23 protein-coding genes are annotated in these 15881 nt (G+C 67.8%); 7 read left to right on the top strand and 16 right to left on the bottom strand.

The annotated features are described in order from the left end of the window. The 16 genes from ASC46_RS19340 to ASC46_RS21405 all read right to left on the bottom strand — a co-directional run. A partial coding sequence (locus ASC46_RS19340; protein ID WP_055460931.1) for a recombinase family protein occupies positions 1-1605 on the bottom strand: 1605 nt, incomplete at its 3' end. A gap of 178 nt (positions 1606-1783) precedes the next feature. Then, positions 1784-1927 carry a hypothetical protein gene (locus ASC46_RS21400; RefSeq protein WP_157672357.1) on the bottom strand — a complete coding sequence of 48 codons (144 nt, stop codon included), beginning with the start codon at positions 1925-1927 and terminating at the stop codon, positions 1784-1786. Between the two features lie 84 nt (positions 1928-2011). After that, a complete protein-coding gene (locus ASC46_RS19345; protein WP_055460932.1) occupies positions 2012-2737 on the bottom strand; it encodes an exonuclease domain-containing protein in 726 nt (241 codons plus the stop codon). After that, positions 2737-3132 carry a hypothetical protein gene (locus ASC46_RS19350; protein ID WP_055460933.1) on the bottom strand — a complete coding sequence of 132 codons (396 nt, stop codon included), beginning with the start codon at positions 3130-3132 and terminating at the stop codon, positions 2737-2739. Before ASC46_RS19350 ends, ASC46_RS19345 begins: the two co-directional genes overlap by 1 nt. Beyond that, positions 3129-3722, bottom strand: coding sequence for a hypothetical protein (locus ASC46_RS19355; RefSeq protein ID WP_072249615.1), 594 nt, complete (start codon positions 3720-3722; stop codon positions 3129-3131). The genes ASC46_RS19350 and ASC46_RS19355 overlap by 4 nt, the downstream gene beginning before the upstream one ends. Further along, the gene (locus ASC46_RS19360) at positions 3719-3997 is read right to left on the bottom strand and encodes a hypothetical protein (protein WP_055460934.1); all 279 of its coding nucleotides are present in this window, start codon (positions 3995-3997) and stop codon (positions 3719-3721) included. Before ASC46_RS19360 ends, ASC46_RS19355 begins: the two co-directional genes overlap by 4 nt. A 1-nt stretch (position 3998) precedes the next feature. After that, positions 3999-4295, bottom strand: coding sequence for a hypothetical protein (locus ASC46_RS19365; RefSeq protein ID WP_055460935.1), 297 nt, complete (start codon positions 4293-4295; stop codon positions 3999-4001). Between the two features lie 42 nt (positions 4296-4337). Next, a complete protein-coding gene (locus ASC46_RS19370; RefSeq protein WP_055460936.1) occupies positions 4338-4622 on the bottom strand; it encodes a hypothetical protein in 285 nt (94 codons plus the stop codon). Next, positions 4619-5641 (bottom strand): recombinase RecT, encoded by a 1023-nt coding sequence (locus tag ASC46_RS19375; protein ID WP_055460937.1) that lies wholly within the window; start codon positions 5639-5641, stop codon positions 4619-4621. The genes ASC46_RS19370 and ASC46_RS19375 overlap by 4 nt, the downstream gene beginning before the upstream one ends. Positions 5642-5951: 310 nt before the next feature. Continuing rightward, positions 5952-6218, bottom strand: coding sequence for a hypothetical protein (locus ASC46_RS19380; protein WP_055460938.1), 267 nt, complete (start codon positions 6216-6218; stop codon positions 5952-5954). Positions 6219-6255: 37 nt separating this feature from the next. After that, a complete protein-coding gene (locus ASC46_RS19385) occupies positions 6256-7020 on the bottom strand; it encodes a hypothetical protein (protein WP_055460939.1) in 765 nt (254 codons plus the stop codon). 2 nt (positions 7021-7022) lie between these two features. Next, entirely contained in the window at positions 7023-8006 is a 984-nt protein-coding gene (locus ASC46_RS19390; protein ID WP_055460940.1) for a YqaJ viral recombinase family nuclease, read from the bottom strand. A gap of 11 nt (positions 8007-8017) precedes the next feature. Beyond that, complete coding sequence (locus tag ASC46_RS19395) at positions 8018-8326, bottom strand: hypothetical protein (protein ID WP_055460941.1); 309 nt, start codon at positions 8324-8326, stop codon at positions 8018-8020. A gap of 1 nt (position 8327) precedes the next feature. Beyond that, complete coding sequence (locus ASC46_RS19400; protein ID WP_055460942.1) at positions 8328-8720, bottom strand: hypothetical protein; 393 nt, start codon at positions 8718-8720, stop codon at positions 8328-8330. Between the two features lie 51 nt (positions 8721-8771). Then, entirely contained in the window at positions 8772-9977 is a 1206-nt protein-coding gene (locus ASC46_RS19405) for a DUF932 domain-containing protein (RefSeq protein WP_055460943.1), read from the bottom strand. Positions 9978-10295: 318 nt separating this feature from the next. Next, entirely contained in the window at positions 10296-11006 is a 711-nt protein-coding gene (locus ASC46_RS21405; RefSeq protein WP_141659722.1) for a helix-turn-helix domain-containing protein, read from the bottom strand. 142 nt (positions 11007-11148) lie between these two features. Between ASC46_RS21405 and ASC46_RS19415 the strand changes: the two genes are divergently transcribed. The 7 genes from ASC46_RS19415 to ASC46_RS19445 are packed head-to-tail and all read left to right on the top strand — an operon-like array spanning position 11149 to position 15827. Beyond that, positions 11149-11688: a hypothetical protein gene (locus ASC46_RS19415; protein ID WP_055460945.1), complete on the top strand. Its 540-nt coding sequence runs from the start codon at positions 11149-11151 to the stop codon at positions 11686-11688. 10 nt (positions 11689-11698) lie between these two features. Next, positions 11699-12103, top strand: a complete 405-nt coding sequence (locus ASC46_RS19420; RefSeq protein ID WP_055460946.1) for a hypothetical protein — start codon at positions 11699-11701, stop codon at positions 12101-12103. Positions 12104-12151: 48 nt separating this feature from the next. Beyond that, positions 12152-12751 (top strand): hypothetical protein, encoded by a 600-nt coding sequence (locus ASC46_RS19425; protein WP_055460947.1) that lies wholly within the window; start codon positions 12152-12154, stop codon positions 12749-12751. A gap of 11 nt (positions 12752-12762) precedes the next feature. Beyond that, positions 12763-13056, top strand: coding sequence for a hypothetical protein (locus tag ASC46_RS21635; protein ID WP_141659723.1), 294 nt, complete (start codon positions 12763-12765; stop codon positions 13054-13056). 44 nt (positions 13057-13100) lie between these two features. Then, positions 13101-13379 (top strand): hypothetical protein, encoded by a 279-nt coding sequence (locus ASC46_RS19435; protein WP_055460949.1) that lies wholly within the window; start codon positions 13101-13103, stop codon positions 13377-13379. Next, entirely contained in the window at positions 13366-14520 is a 1155-nt protein-coding gene (locus ASC46_RS21410) for a DUF7146 domain-containing protein (protein WP_055460950.1), read from the top strand. Before ASC46_RS19435 ends, ASC46_RS21410 begins: the two co-directional genes overlap by 14 nt. Then, complete coding sequence (locus tag ASC46_RS19445) at positions 14517-15827, top strand: AAA family ATPase (RefSeq protein ID WP_157672358.1); 1311 nt, start codon at positions 14517-14519, stop codon at positions 15825-15827. The genes ASC46_RS21410 and ASC46_RS19445 overlap by 4 nt, the downstream gene beginning before the upstream one ends. The last annotated feature ends 54 nt before the right edge of the window (positions 15828-15881 follow it).

Below are 15881 nucleotides of genomic sequence, written 5' to 3' on the forward strand. Positions count from 1 at the left end.
CTCCTCCGCTACCACCTCAAGAGCCACACCGGCGCGGCGATATCGTCCGGATGGCGCGATCGGGGCTCCGGTCAAAGCCGCAAGCCTTCCCTTGATTTCGACGATGGGCGCCTCGTAGCGAGCGCCAGGTGTGACGACGACGCTGTCGACGAGCGCGCGGAACGCCGCGATGACGTCCTGATCCTCGTCTTCGATGGCGTCGCGAAGGACAGTCGACAGCGACTGGACGGCCTTCCGGTAGGCCTCGACGGCCTCGGGGTGGAGCTCGACAATCGTCAGCTCTCGCATGGCTACGTCGAGGCGCTCCTCGAGCACCGCCTTCTCCTGCCGAAGCTGTGCCATTTGGCCGCGGGCCTCTTCCGTCGTCAGGATGCCCGCGCCGATCGAGGAGACGATCCGGTCCATGGCGGCCGTCACCTCGGCGAGCCGCCGCTCGACGGCGGTGCGTTCCCGGGTCGCCGCGGCCGCTTCGGCACGGCGCCGCTCGCGGTACTCCTGCACATACTGGGCGAGGCGCTGCGGATCCGATAGCTGGACGCGCAGGCCTTCGATCACGGTTTCTTCGATCGCGTCGAGAAAGACCTTCTTCGTGTTCTGGCACGTGCCGCTCTCGCGGGCGCGCGAGCAGGTGATGCGCTGACGGCCGCGTGCCTTGCTGGCGATCGACATGCCGCCGCCGCAGTGACCGCAGCGGATGAGGCCCGACAGGAGACGCTTGGTGCGGACGAGGGTGCGCCCCGCGCCGCGCGAGCGGCCGTGCTTGCGGTCCTGCGCCGCCTCCCACAGGTCCTGCGGCACGATCCGCAGATGGGGCGCGTCGACCGACTGCCACTCGCTTTCCGGCCGTGGGCGAGGCACCCGGCGGCCCGTATCCGGATCGCGCACCATGACGGTGCGGTTCCAGACGATCCGGCCGGCGAAGAGCGGGTTGAGGATCATCCCGTGCCCGCGTGCCAGGTTGCCGTTGATCGTGCTCGCGTTCCACTTCGCGCCACGCGGCGGGGCGACGCCCTCACGATTGAGGCGGTGGGCTATGTCGCGCGGGGACATGCCGCCGACGTAATCCTCAAAGATGCGGAGCACCACGGCCGCCTCGTCCGGCACGATCTCGAGCTCGCCCGGCTTGCCGAGCACGGGCCGGTAGCCGTAGCTGCGGCCTCCGGCAGAGCGGCCGGACCTGACCACGCCGGCCATGCCTCGGCGCACCTTCTCGGCGCCGTCCTCTCGGTAGAGCTGCCCGACAAGTCCGCGCAGGCCGACGAGCATCGTCGAGGCCTCGCCGTCGTTGACGGCGATGAGGCGGATGCCGGCGAAGCGGAGCCGCTTGTGGATCGCGGCCATGTCCTCCATGTCGCGGCTGACACGGTCGAGGGCTTCCACAACGACGACGTCGAAGTCGCGGCGCTCGGCGCGCGCCATCAGGTCGAGGAGGCCCTCGCGGCCGAAGATGGTGCCGCCGGACTTCGCGCGGTCTGCATACTCCGCCACGACAGCGAAGCCGTTCCGCGCCGCGAAGTCGCGGCACAGAGCGAGCTGGTCGTCAACGGACCGTTCGTTCTGATGGGCGGTCGAAAACCGGGCGTACAACGCCGCGCGCTGTTTCATCTGGCATGTCCTCCGGCGCCGACCTTACAGCTTGCCTCCGCGCGGCGGCAACGGCATCGAGCCGCGCTTGCCGGCGGGCAAGGGCCCGCACGAGGGCTCCGATGGGATCGTCGGACAGGCGCTCATGCATGCCGGGGGCTCCGGCATGCGGCGCTGGCACATCCGGCGTGCGCCCGTACTAGCGGAGAACGACCTCGACCATGCCGCGCAGGCCTGCCCAGATGAGCGGCACGGCGACGGGAGCTATGACGAGAAGAGCGGCGATCGCCAGGCAGGCCTTGGCGATAGTGCCCATGGTCAAGCTGGCACGGTTCTGTTGCATGGTGCGCCCCCTCCTGGCGTGCGCGGCCAGCATAACCGCAAAGGCGGTCATCTGCCAAAATCGCACGGAAGGGGCACGGGACGCTCACAGCGCTCCCCGCAGCTTGAGGTGGTGGCGGGCGTTGGCCTTGACGTTGCGGTCCAGCTCGCTCTTGTCGACGATCCACCGAAGATATCCGGTGTCGGCCGCCTCCCACGGCTGGCCCTTGTACCGGTTGCCGAACGTGATCTTCGGCAGAAGAGCGGCGCCGCGCGACCACCGCACCATCGTGTCGATGTCGGGCGCGCCCGGCTCTTCGAGGATCCGTGCCATGAGCACGGCCCCGACAAAGGCGTCTGGCCCGGCGCGGTGCGCGGGGAGCCCGAGGGCCGGGTCGATGTCCAGGCCGAGCCAGTAGCGCAGGACCTGCAGGCCGTGGCCCGGCGCGTCCGGCCAGACGCGCAGCGCGACCTTGTACGTGCAGATGAAGGGCACCTCGCCGCCGCCGAAGAACGAGTTCTCGAAGTCGGCGTTGTGCGCGACGAAAAAGGCGGGCGGCCCCACCATGAGGCGCATGAACGCCTCGGTCGGGCTCGGGGCGTCCGCGACGTCCGCATCGCCAATGTGATGGACGGCGCGCGCTTCCGGCGGCATCGGCCGGCCGGGGTTGCACAGCATGGAAGCGCCGCCGCCCATGAACGCCTGCACGGCACCGGGAATGGGATCCCCGAAGACGACCTCAAGGTCTTGCCAGCCGACCTCGCAGACGGCGTGACGCTCGTCTTCCTTGTTCTCGCCGGTCGTCTCGAAATCGATGCAGCGGAGGAGCATTAGAGGGCCCTCCCGCGCTCGATGGTCTCGTCTAGCTGCTGGCTGCTGATCTGATCGAGCGTCGCGACGAGCTCGCACGCCTTCGCCGGAACCGACACCGGGCAGAGCCCGTCGAGCTCGATCCAGAGGTAGGCGTCATGAGAAGCGAGGACGGTGCCCTCGTTCCCATCGTATCGGACGCGCTCTCCCTTCTTGAAGTGCCGCCGCTCGATCGAGACAATGGCGGCCATGCTCGCGTAGGTGCTCGACGCCCCAGCGATGTCAAGGTGAACGGCATTTTCACCCGGCCGGCGGTCGTACCGCATCTTTGCGCGCACCAGCACGATATCGCCGGTCCGAAGGGTCGTGTCGTCGGGCAGCCCCATCGCTCCCTCCTCGTCTCGAATGATCGTCATTTCGCACAGACCTCCCGCAGGGCCTCGTCGCGCGCTCGGTTCAGCGCGGCCATGGCTTCGTGCGAACCTCCCGGCCTGTCGGGATGCGCCGCCTGCGCCGCCAGGCGATAGGCGCCCTCGATGCGCTCTTTCGTGATCGTGTCGGGCTTGTCCGCGCTGAAGCCGAGCACCTCCCGCCAGCCGCGCGGTGCCGGCAGCGCGACGAAGGAGCGGAACGTCTGGCGCACGATCTCAAGGCCGCCGTAGCGCAGTTCGGTGCGCCGGGCCTCGATGATGTGGTGGATGGCCTGGACGTTCGATGCGACGTCCGGGAAGCGGTCGACGGCGAATGCCACCCACTCGCCGTCCATGGTGAACCAGACGGCCGCGCCCGGGTCGCGGGGGTTGTCGTTCATCAGGTCGACGTTCGTCGACAGCACGACGTGCTCGATCCGGATGCCGGCATCCTTCTGGAAGCCGCGAAGGCTCGCCTTCACGTTGTCGACGGCCTTGCCGAAGCCGGTCCTGAACGGGCTGCGGACGCGCCTGTTGGCGGGCAGGCGGGTGCGGTTGTCGGGCCACTGCAGGGGATAGGGCGAGATCGTCGTCATAGGATCGTGCCTTGGGGTCTGAGGACGTCGGCGAGCATCCGGTGCATGCGCAGCGCCCACGCGTTTTCGAGGACTGCGATGTGTGCCCGGGCCGCGTCCGTGGAGAGGTCGGCCGGCTCCACGCCGGCGTGGCGCTCGCCGGCGGCGATCTCGGCGATACGGCCCTGGTTGCAGCCGAGAAGGCTGGCGATGTCGTGCTGCGCCCAGTTGCGGGCGAGCAGCGCGCGAACGAGCGCCGCATCGCCGTCGGTCAATGTGCGCGAGCGCGGCCGCATCTCAGCCGATCTCCGCGATAGGGCAGTCGTCGGCATCGATGTCGAAGGCCCGTTCCGCCGTGATGGCGACCGCGACCTTGAACGCGGCGTCCCGATCGGCCGTGCTCATGTCGACGTCGTGCTCGATGTGATGCCTGAGGGCCGCCGCGCAGGCCCCGAGCATCATCGTGTTCGCGGCGATCTGGCGCCGATCCGGATCCTGAAGCGGCACGGCAGAGAGGATGGCCGGCGCGTGCCGGCGCATGATCTCGAGCACGTCGGCGGCGAGCGCTGCATTGGCGCGGTGGTCGGGGCGCAACGGCCCGCCGGCGAGAGGGAGATGGGAAGGCGGAACGGCATATTACCGGCCCTCCTTCTCGCTGGCGGCGAGCATCGCGTCAGCGACGGCGAAGGACTTTTCCGCGACCTCGCTGATCGTCACCGGCCAGGTGCTGCCCGTCCCGTCGTTGTGCCGCACCGCGCTGGCGAAAACCGCGGGCAAGACCTGCCCGGCGAACCAGTCGCGTCGCGACATGCCGCCTGACGCAGAGGTGAATGGCTCAATGAGATCGCCGTGACCGTCGCGTTCGCCCGAGACCACATCGAATTGCGGGAACGCCGGCCCTCCATCGTAGCGGGCGGTCATGACGCACCGCCTTCCTGCGCCGTCTCCTCGTCGTAGCCGGCGCGCCATTCGTCCGCCTCGGCCTCGCGGCCGGGCTGCCGGTACTCGCCCGGGAGGGCGCGACGGTTCATCCCGTCGCGCTTCGCTTCCCGGCCGCGGTCGCGGGCCGCGGCGAGGGCATCTCTGGTGGGGAAAAGGTCGGGGGCCGGCGCGTCGCCGGGTTTGGAGGACACGCCTTCCGCACCGGCCCCCTGGTCCGCCGCAGGGGCGGACGTCTCTTGCGTCTCCTCGTCGAAAGACGCCTGTTCCGACAACTGCTCGGCCTCGGCCGCCGAGCCCTCGATCACCGGCCCTCGCTTCTCTGCGAGGCTGTCGAGGGCCCTCTTGAGCCCGGGGCGCGGCGCAGGCGGCGCAGCGCGGCCGTCGTCGATCTGGTACCCCGCATCCTGCAGCTCGTCCACCGCATAGACGCCGAGGATCACATCCGGGAAGTGGCGGCGGCACCAGGCGCGGATGCTGTAATACCAGTGCTGCTGATCCGGATCGTTCTTCCAGAGCGGCGAGTTCTTCGGCTGGATCTTGTCGAATTCGGGCGACGTGTACTCGACGATCTCGCCGGAGCCGTCGGACAGTTCGGCCCAGACGCGGAGCTTTCGCTTCCCGCCATCGCCGATGAATTCCATCTTCGGCCGGCCCTTGATCGGGGCCCGCCGCAGGATCACGGCGTGGATGAGCTGCGCCTCATAGGCGATCTGATCGTTGACGAGATAGCTCTTGTTCGCCACCGCGTAGGGCGACATGCGCCATTCAATGGCCTGGATCGTGACCGCGACGCAGGCTCCGGGGTTTCCGCGCAGGTGCTTGCGGACGCCGATCTGCGACACCGCCATGAGCTTACCGAACTCCATGACCTGGGCCATGCTGGCGAAGGCGATGCCGCCGGCACCGTCGGAGATCGCCAGCTCCTGCGACGTCTGCCCGTCGATGCGGCTGGCGATGCGATGCTCGGTCTCGGTCGTGACAAGAGGGTTCTCGGCCATCTTCTTCTCCTGAAAGTCTGGATTGGGGCCCGGCGTCACCCCGGGGGAGGCGAAAGGCACGCCGGGCCCCGTCACCGCTGGGGGGCAGCGGATCAGCGGATGTTCTTGTCGATGAGGTCGGAGAGATCGTCCTGGGCGGTCCGAAGATCGTTGCCGCTCATAGGTTTTCGACCCTCGCCATCTCGGATTTCAGCAAGGCGTTGAAATCGCGTAGCGCCTCAAGATGCGGCGGCCAGCGCTCCGGGTTGTGTGGAAGGGCGGCCCTGACGCCGTTGGCCCAGATGAGCAGCGTCTGAATTGCGCGGGCGAGCTATTGGGCTTCCTCATATGAGGTATCCAACCGGACAGTCCGTTTCGCGACTGGGAAGCAGCGGGCTCGCCGCACCTCTTCGTCGGCGCGCTCCGCCGGCGACATCATCCGGTAGTGCGCGCTGCGGATTTTGGGGTGCGTTAGACCGACGACCTGCCCGAGCATCTCGTCCCAGGTGAGGTCGCCGCTTTCGCGGTCACCCTGGCGGACGGTGAAGCCGTCTTCCTGGCGGATCTCGATCGGTTCGAGGGTGGGAGGCTTTTCCATAGGGGTCGATCTCCTCGGAGGAGGCGGCAGGGACGGATCAGCGGAACGAGGCCTTCACGTCCTCGAAGATGCGGACGCCGGCGAGTGGCACGGCGTCCTTGTTGACGCGCACGAAGGAGCGGATGGCCTTCTCGACGTCGGCTCGCACGAGGTACGGCCGCAGCTCGTTGAGCGGGATCGCGCTGTAATCCGTGATCTCGAAGGCCCACTCACTTCGTGCGGTGGCGAGCGTGCCCGAGGAGGTCCGCGTCCGGGTCATCTCGGCCGGCGTCGCCTGCGCAGCGGCTTCGGCCGTCGCGGCGCGCTCGGCCGCCGCTTCCGCCTTCGCCTCGTGTTTCTCGGCGGCCGTCGGACGGTTCCGTTCGGCTTCGGCCTCGGCAATCTTGCGCTGGCGCTCTTCCTCCTCGCGCGCCTTCCGGGCCTCTTCCTCCCGCCGGCGGCGCTCCTCTTCCCGCTTCCGGCGGACATAGTCGTTGGCGATGCCCTGGAAGACCTTCTGGATGCGCTCGAGGCGGTCGGTGAAGGCGCCGAAGAAGGCATCCACCTCGCGGCCGGCCTGCAGATGCGGCGCCTTCTCCGCAGTCCGGATGCTCTCGACCCGGCGCGCCAGGGTGCCGGCGTCCTTCACCAGCGTCCCGACTGCGTTGAGATCGTCCTCGCTCTTGATCTCGCGCGGCGCCTTGTTGGCGCGCTCGGCGATGGTCTCGACGTCGCCGGCAAGACCGGCATGGTTCTCGGCGAGGATGTCCCGCAGCGGCGGCGGCTGGTTGTGCCCGAGGCCGGGCGCATCGGCGGTCGACATGATCAGAACCTCTCGGGGATGGACGCCGCCGAGGCGGCAGGGGCCGGCCGGAGTGATCCGGCGGCGATCTTCACGGAGCGATAGGTGGACGGCTGGACCGAGTAGCCGCTCCGACGGATCGTCTTGGCGGTGATGACCGTGCCGTCGGCGAGGCGGCCGCGTGTCGCCGTGCCGAGCTTGGCGATGATCTCGGCATCGATCGCCCGGCGCTCCTTCTCCGCGTCACGGCCGGCGCTCTCGATATCCTTGAGCTCGGCGCGGCGAACCAGCGCCTCCGGCAATCGATTGTCGCCCGACAGGTCGACCTCGGTGCCGTCGTCCTGGTCGTAGAGCCGTGCGATGACGGCCGCGTCGCGGTCATACTCGGGCTCCGGCGGCGTGCCGGCGGCGACCAGCTCCCAGAACCGGGCGACCTCTTCGCGGACGCGGGCGACGATGCCGTCGTGGATCGGGACCGGTACCTCGTGCAGGTCGAGCCCGTGCCCAACGACGAGGGCCGCAACCATCGCCCAGTCGGCGCCGGAAAGGTGCGCCTCGACGATCGCCTGCACCGCGATCCAGAGCGGCGGCCGCAACTCGCCGGTATCAGGATCGCGCCACTTCTGCCGAAAGATGCTTGGCTCGACGCTCTTGATCTGGACGATGCCGCGGCCGTCCGCGTTTGTCGCATAGGCGTCCGGGGTCGCGCCGAGGCGAGCATCGGGGTCACGCAGGTAGACGCACGGCTGCACGACGGTCCACTCGGGATGCTTCTCCTGCAGAAGTTGCAGGGCCACCGGCTCAAGGAGCCGCCCGCGCAGCATCGGCGGAGCCTCGTCCGGATCCTCGGCGATCTGGCCCGTCTTGAGCATGTAGAGGCCGAATGCGGTCTGGTAGTCGTGGACCTCGCGGCCGAGGAGGCAGGCCGCAACCGAGGCGGTTACATCCGCCTCGCGGAGTTTGAGCCAGGAGGCGCGGTCGGTGACTTTGTGGGTCTCGATCGGCATCAGCGCCCCCCTCAGTCCCGCTTGGCCGGCGGCGTCGCGGGGCGCTGCGCCTCGCCCATCGCGGCCATGCGCTGGGTTGCGACCTCGGGGGAGACGGTGGCCGGGAAGTTTTCGCCGCCGTCCTTGGTGAGGTGGTAGGCGGCGAGGGCGCGGCGCATGACGTCGAACAGCTTCAGTTCGGATGGGCCTGGCGTGCCATGTCCGTTCTCGAGACGGCCGATCTCGCAGGCCGTGGCGAAGATCTGCGCCTCCTGGGTGGCGCGGAGCGTCTCCCGTGCCTCGCCCTTGCTGGCGCGTTCGATTGCTGTCGAGATCGACATGTCAGGCCCTTTCGGTTGGGTGGAGCGCGTCGAAGGCGCGGGTCTTTGCGGAGTGCCAGTCGCAGACGATCTCGGACGGGCGGATGCCGCGGGCCACGAGCGCCTCGATGCAGGCCTCGTCGTCGGCGAGATCGCAGCCGCTCTCCACGAGGATCTCGGCGATCATCTGCTCGCTGTAGCCGCTCTCGCCGGGCGGGATCGGCTCGATGCAGAGGCGATAGGTTCGGGCGATGGGGGAGCCGTACACGACGGCCTCGGCAGGATCGGCGAAAGGCTTCGCGGCGCGCGGGTTGTGCGTCGTCACGACGCCGCCGGGCTCAATGGCGCGGAGGAAGCAGGGGCGGGAGTAAAGGCCGGACGGCCCCGGACCCGAGAGGATCTTCAGACGGAACATGTGATCGATCCGGATTGGTAGGGGGCGCGACCGGCACGCCCCCGGGTTCGGTCAGGCCGAGACCTTGTCGAGCAGCTTTCCGGCGACGCTCTCGAACTCGACGCGATCGTCGGTATGCGGGATGGTCTGGGCGACACGCGTGATGCCCTGGGCGACGTCCCATGCCGTTCGGATCGGCCGGCCCTCGTGCTGTTCAACGCTCTCGAAGACCTCGACGGCCCGCTTGCGGGAGAGGCCGCGCCCGGCGAGGAATTCCAGCGCCTCGTCCTTGTCGGAGGCGATCTTCGCGGCCTTGGCCTTTTCGACGCCCTCGATGAGGAGCCGGGACGAGCCTTCGGCGAAGGACTGCAGCGCCGGCCGGGCCTCCTCGACGAAGCGCGCCGGGGCGTACTTGCTGTGGCGCATCGAGACTTCCTGAAAACCCTCGACGCCCCACATGATGCGGTTGCAGCAGATCGCCCGAAGGTAGAAGGCCGCGATCTTGAGGCTCGACTTCCCGACCTCGGAATTGGTGACGTAGAAGCCGCGGAACATCAGGTCATCGTCGCCATTCGGCAGCTTTCCGACGCTGATGGGATTGCGGTCGTCGACGAGGAAGATGAACACGTCCCGGTCGCTCGCGTAGAGCGTCGTGGTGTCCTTCGTGACCGGGTGCTCCGGGTCGTAGATCATGGTGCGCCAGTCCATGACGCCGGGCACCTTCCACCGTGCATCGCCGTTGCCCTTGCCTGCGATCTGCTGGACCGCGGCGACGACGTCGTGATCGAAGATGCGGCCATAGTCCGGGCCGGTGGCGGCGCGCAGGTCGAGCCGGTCGCGGCCGTAGAGCTTGATCGTCTCGACGTCGCGCCCGTAGCGCATGCCGTAGGACAGCGCGTCCGCTGCGATCTGCGATGGCAATTTGCGGAGGTAGCCGGCCGGGGCTCCGGCGAGGCCGGCGAGCTGCCCGAAGCTCCAATGCGTCGGCGCGACCTCGCGGCCGCCGCGCAGGCCGACCGTCATCCGGTGCGTGTCCTCAAGCGACTTCGGATCCGGTGCGATGAACTCGATGCCGCGCGTCTCGATCCGCTCCTCGAACGTCACGTCACTGCGGGCCTTCACGGCGGCATACAGCGCGTCGAGCGACAGAAAGCGCTCATCGGACGGGCGGGAGATCCACTGGCGTGAGAGATCGCCGCGGCTCTCGCCGCCGCCGATATTGGCGACCTTGAACTTCGTGGAAGCTGGCGGGGCTGAAATCGTGTTGGTCAGGTGCATCGCGTGTCCTCCATGGCTTAGCGATGCGGTAACCATATGCGGTAAGGTTAACCGCTGTAAAGAGGAAAATGCGGTTTTTCTCACCGCATTCATTTTTCAGCGGGTCGGTTGGGTCCACAAAAAAACCGCGCGGCGGGCCTCGCGCGCGCGGCCGGGAGATCGACGTTGCTCCAGGTCTAGGCGGCGCTCTTCAAGCGTCCGCCTAGATGAACCGTTGTACCTGGAAGGGGGAGGTATCCATTACGAGGAACGTTATAGAGGGAGGCCGCGCGCGCGTGATGCGCGAAGGCGCGCGCGATAGCGCGCTTCGCGTCAGCGTCAAGAGCAGAAATATGCGACGGCAGCAGCTACCACGCCGACGATGCGGGAGTTGTCCGAAGCGTCAGAGCCACGCGGGACCGTGATCTCCGGATGACCCGAGACGAGGCTTTCGAGCTTCACGGCGTCGCCCGCTACGGCGACACGGCGGATCGTCAGCTCGCGCTCTCCATCATCGCGCTCGCGCTGCAAGACGACCAGGTCTCCCGACACGAGATCGCCGTGCTTCTCGCGATACGGTCCCAAGGCAAGCGCGATCGCAAACATCCCGTCCCGCAACAGGTAGCGCTGCTCGAAATGCCCCCGGATTTCGTATCCGGACTGGGGTAGGTCCGCAAAGGATGGGATCTGTGGCAGGGCAGGGCCTGGCGCGGATCCTCCTGATGAACGCCAGACACCGGGCTCGACCGTTCCGGCGAGTGCAACGGGAAGTCCGCCTCGAGGAACGGCTACCGGTCGCGGGGCGTCCAACATCTTGGGGTCGCCCCCGCCGGTCAGCAGCCAGTCGACGTTCGTTCTGAGGACGGATGCAAGCGCTTCGAGCGTCTCGACCCTTGGTGCTCCCCTTCGTCCTGCCTCGGCGGCCCGAAATATATTCCGGATCATGTCCGGCGATCCGCCAGCAGCGATGCTCGCTTCTCTTGCGGACATGCTCAGATCTTCGAGCCGTTGCCTGATCCGATCGGCCAAGTCTCTTACGCCATAACTCATCTCGTGCCCTCCAAACCCGAGAACCGCGTCTAGAAAATACCGCGGTTTTCGTAACCGCGCCAGCAGATGCGAAAGGCGGTTGATTTCACCGCGCGGTTAAGGTTACCGTATCGTTGATTTGGAGGATCGAGGTACCCCAGACATGACGCTGTTTCGGATGCGGGCCCACGCGCTCGCCGAGGCCTATCGGGCTGTGAAGGGCAACACGCGCGCGCCCGCCGCCATCGTGCTCGGCCGGTGGGACAAGGTCGACGGCTATCTCGTCGGCCGGAACGACATGCGGTGCGCCAAGTGGGCGACGCTGGTCGAGTTCTTCGCCGAAAACTGGCCCGAGGAGGCGAAATGGCCGAGCGACGTGCCGCACCCGGCGTCGGCGATAAGCTGGCGGCCGGTTGAGATGCTCGAACTCGTCGTGCCCGCGTACTGCCGGGCGCAGAACGAAGCCCTCGCCAGCGTCTCGGGCAAGGCGCTTTCCGATGGAACGCGCCTCGGCAAGTTCCTCGGCGGTGTGCAGGACATGTACACCGACAGCGCTGCGACGGCGCTGGCATTCTGCGCCAAGCACTGGCCCGAGGGCGCCGCCGAGCAGTGGCCGGCCGAGGTGCCGTTCCCGACAGACCTTTCCAACGTCCCGCCGAACGCGCGCCGGCCGCGCGGCGGTGCTGCAGCTATTGCCGGGTGAGGAGCCGATCATGGCGAAGAAGGTGAAGGGGGGATCGAACACGTTCGATCCGGAGCTGCTCAAGCGCTTCGACAAGGAGATGACGAAGCACGAGGACGAGGTTGCGTCGAAGCTCGGCGAGTTCCGGGCCTTCAAGAAGGGGCGCGACCAGATGATTGCGGATCTGCTGGACCGCGCCAAGGACGCCGGCATCCCGAAGGATCTGTTCAAGAAGCTGCGCAAGGAGCGCAAGCACCTCGCGAATGCCCGCGCGATCCGCGCCGGCCTCGATGGCGAAGAGGGCGAGACCTACGACATGCTCAAGGATGCGCTGGGCGGGCTCGCCGAAACGCCGCTCGGTCAGGCGGCTATGTCTGCCGCCGAGAAGCCGAAGGGCAACGGCGCCGAGATCCTCTCCGGTCTCAAGCAGCTCTAGCAGGACCTGCGACCTCCTCAAGGAATTGGTTCCCCGGCGGATGCTTCGATGTTGCCGCCCGCCGGAACCGGGCGGCAACTGTGGGAGTGCAACACGATGCAGGGCAAGAAGATCGCCGCGTTGGACATCGCGACGACGACTGGTTGGTCAGTGGCATATCCAGGCACCCGGCCCCTCATGGGAACAATCCGTTTCTGCCCGCCGGGGGCGTCGCACGAGGAAATCGGTGCCGCAGCCATCGGCTGGGCATCGGACTTCTTCGCGGTGCACCAGCCGGACATCCTCGTCTTCGAGGCACCTCTTCCGTCATCGCACATGCGAGGGCGCACGAATGCGAATACCGCCCGCGTCCTGATGGGCCTTGTGATGGTCATCCCGGCCGTCGCGAAGCTCCGCCAGGTCCCGATCATTCGCGAAGCGGACGTGCAGGATGTGCGGGGGCATTTCATCGGCACGCGACGGATGAAATCGGCGGAGGCGAAGGCGGCGACGATGCGGCGTGTCAAGCAGCTCGGATGGGCTGATCCGGACGCTCCGCTCGACCACAACGCGGCCGATGCCGCGGCCGTTTGGGATTACGCCTGCGCCGTGCTCTTCCCGAAGGCGCATGCATCCGGTCAACCCCTCCTGAGAGAACAGGTCGCCTGATGCGGGCGCCGGTGGAAGCCGCCGAGACAGGCGACGACAACTCGGGTGGGGGCCGTCGGCCGGACAAGCCGACGTTGGCCGAGATGCGAGAGGTCTGTCTCGACGAGCGCTGCAGGACGGTGAGCATGCAACGGGCGCTCGTCGGCTGCGGCCTCCGCCTGGCGCCAGACGAAATGCAAATGCGGCGCGTCGCAGTGCTCGATGCGGTGATCGATCTCCTCGATCTCTTCGCTCAGCACCGCGACGTGATCCAGCAAGCAATCCGCGCCGCCAAGGCGCGCAGCAACGGCAGCCGCGGCGCCTAGCGGCGGCAATTACCAGATCCGCAGCCCCCGCGGGGCGAGGCAACATGAAGCGCGAAGACGACTACCGGCTCGCGGCCTACCTCATCAGAGAGGCGGCGCAGCAGCTCGATCTTGCAACAAACGCCATCGGTCGGCGCACGCAGGACCGCCGCGTGATCGAGCGGCGGGAACGCCTCATCATCGACCTCCTGCGGCGCACCGAGATCCCTGAAACACGAATAGCGAAGATGCTCGGCATGCACCGCAACAGCATCCAGCAGATCGAGCGGCGCCACTTTGCGCGCACCGGCGAACGGGTGAGGGCAGCGCATGTCCGGCTCTGACGATCTCGCCTTCGACGACTGGGTGTCGCGCGCCCGCGAGGTGCCGCTCGATCGCGCAGCAGACATGGTTGGCGCCAAGCTGCGCCGCAGCGGCCCCGAGATGATCGGCCCGTGCCCCGCCTGCGGCGGTACCGACCGGTTCTCGATCAACCCCAAGAAGCACGTCTGGAACTGCCGCGGCGCCCGCGGCGGCGACGACGCCATCGGCCTCGTGATGCACTGCCAGGACATCGAGTTCCTTCCGGCGTGCGAGCTCCTGACGGGCGAGGCGCCTCCCGGCCGGGACAGCCGGCCGCCGGATCCGGCCGTGGTTCGCGAACGCCGCGAAGAGCGGCGCGAGGCCGAGCGGCAGCGCGAGGAAGAGCTCCACGAAGAGCGCCGTCGCAAGATGAACGGGGCGGCGGACCTCTTCGAGAAGGCCGGGCCGTTCTTCGGCTCCCATGCCGAGGCCTACATGCGCCGGCGTCATCTCGTGCTGTCGTCGGAACAGGCCTGCGACCTGCGGTTCATGCCGTCGCTGCCTTACCTCGGCTTCACCGACAAGCACGCGGAGGAGCAGGAGAAGCTGGGCGAATATCCGGCGATGATCGCCGCGATCCGCAACGCCGCCGGCGAGATCATCGGCGTCCATCGAACCTATCTCGATCCGGTCGAACCGAAAAAGCTCGTCCCGCCGGGCGACCGGACGCGCAACGCTGCGAAGAAGATGTACGGCAACGCCAACGGCATGATCCGCCTCGGTCCGATCATGCCCTACATGGCCATCGGCGAAGGCATCGAGACTTCGCTCGCCTGGTGGCAACTCGGGATCGGGCCGGAGGAATGCGGCGTGGCCGCCGCCGGCAGCCTCGGCAACCTGTCGGGCGCGTCGCTCGACACCATGCCCCATCCGAAGGTGCGGGGGCGGACCATCCAGAACGGCGTCCCGGATCCGCAACGCCCCGGCCTCGTCATGCCGGTCGGCGTCAAGGGCGTCATCCTGCTCGGCGACGGCGACAGCGAGCCGTTCGCAACGCGGGCGCATCTCCTGACGGGCGGACGGAAATTTCAGGCGGCGGGGCTCGAGGTGCTGGTGACGATCGCACCCGACGGCAAGGACTTTTCGGACGTCTACTCCGAGCAGCAGCGGGACGCAGCATGATGGACCTCCCGCCGCTCGTCGCCTTCGCAGACTGGGAGCCGGAGGCCGCCAGGTTCCTGACGCCGGAGTTCCGGAGCCGCTTCGGTGCCGTGTTCTGGGGCGACCTGGACAAGACCGGCGACGAATACGAGATGCTCGTCGACGGCATGGTGACGAAAGGCGAGCGGTCCCTCATCGTCGGGGCGAGCCAGACCGGCAAGTCATTCTGGGCGATCACGCTCGGCATGGCCGTTGCCAGGGGCGTTCCGTTCTTCGGCCGGCGTGTCGAGCGCGGCCTCGTCATCTACATCGCCGCCGAGAGCGCGCGCGGCGTGCGCAAGCGGCTCAAAGCCTACCGGCAGTATCACGGCATTCCGGCCGACGAGGCGATCCCCTTCGTCGTGCTGACGAAGCCGGTCGACCTGTTCCGGAACGACGACGACATGGTTGCGCTGATCGACGAGGTGCGGGCCATCGCGGCCATGTTCGACCTGCCGCTCGCGCTCATCGTCATCGACACGCTCTCGGCAGTGGCGCCCGGCTGGAACGAGAACACGAGCGAGGATGTCAGCCGGCTCCTGCGCAGGGCGCAGCAAATGGTGCTGTCGACCGGCGGGGCCGTGACGATCGTCCACCACAAGAACAGCGTCGGCAATAAGCCGCGCGGGCACACGTCGATCTTCGCGGACGTCGAGAATGTCATCGACATCGACCACGTCACGACCGAGGGCCACAAGGGGCAGCCCGGCCAGATCGTGAAGGACGCGCAGGGGCGCAAGATCAAGCGCGCGCTCGTGACGAAGCAGAAGGACGGCGAGGACGGCCTCGAATGGCGCTTCGTGCTGCGGCAGGTCGAGATCGGCCGGAACAAGTACGACGAGCCGATCACGTCATGCGTCGTCGAGGCGCCCGACATGGGCGCGCTGGAAGGTGTCGACGCACGGTCGCCCGACCGCGGCCCCCGGTTGTCCGACCAGGCCGAGATGTTCCGCCGGGCGATCGAGGACGCGCTCGATAGCCACGGCATCATGCCGCCGGCGGGCGTCCCGCTGCCCAACTCGATCCGCGTCGTCGAGTACAAGCACGTTCGCGACCGCTTCGCCGCGACCTGGTTCGGCGACGAGGGCGACGAAGAGAAGCGGGCCGCGGCCGTCCGGCAGGCGCTGAAGCGTCACGGCGAGGCCCTGATGCGGCGCGGCATCATCGGCAAGGCAGGGAATTACGTCTGGCTCACCGGCAAACGCCTCGCCGGCGAACCGGCGCCGGAACCGATGGCGTCGGCGCCGGCCGTGCCCACCGCCTACGACGACGACCTGCCTTTCGTTTGATGCGGTTTAATTCACCGCGTTTTTCGGTTGTCGTTCGTCTCAGATGCGGTTAAT

It is taken from the genome of Chelatococcus sambhunathii (genome assembly GCF_001418005.1).
Lineage (GTDB): Bacteria > Pseudomonadota > Alphaproteobacteria > Rhizobiales > Beijerinckiaceae > Chelatococcus_A > Chelatococcus_A sambhunathii.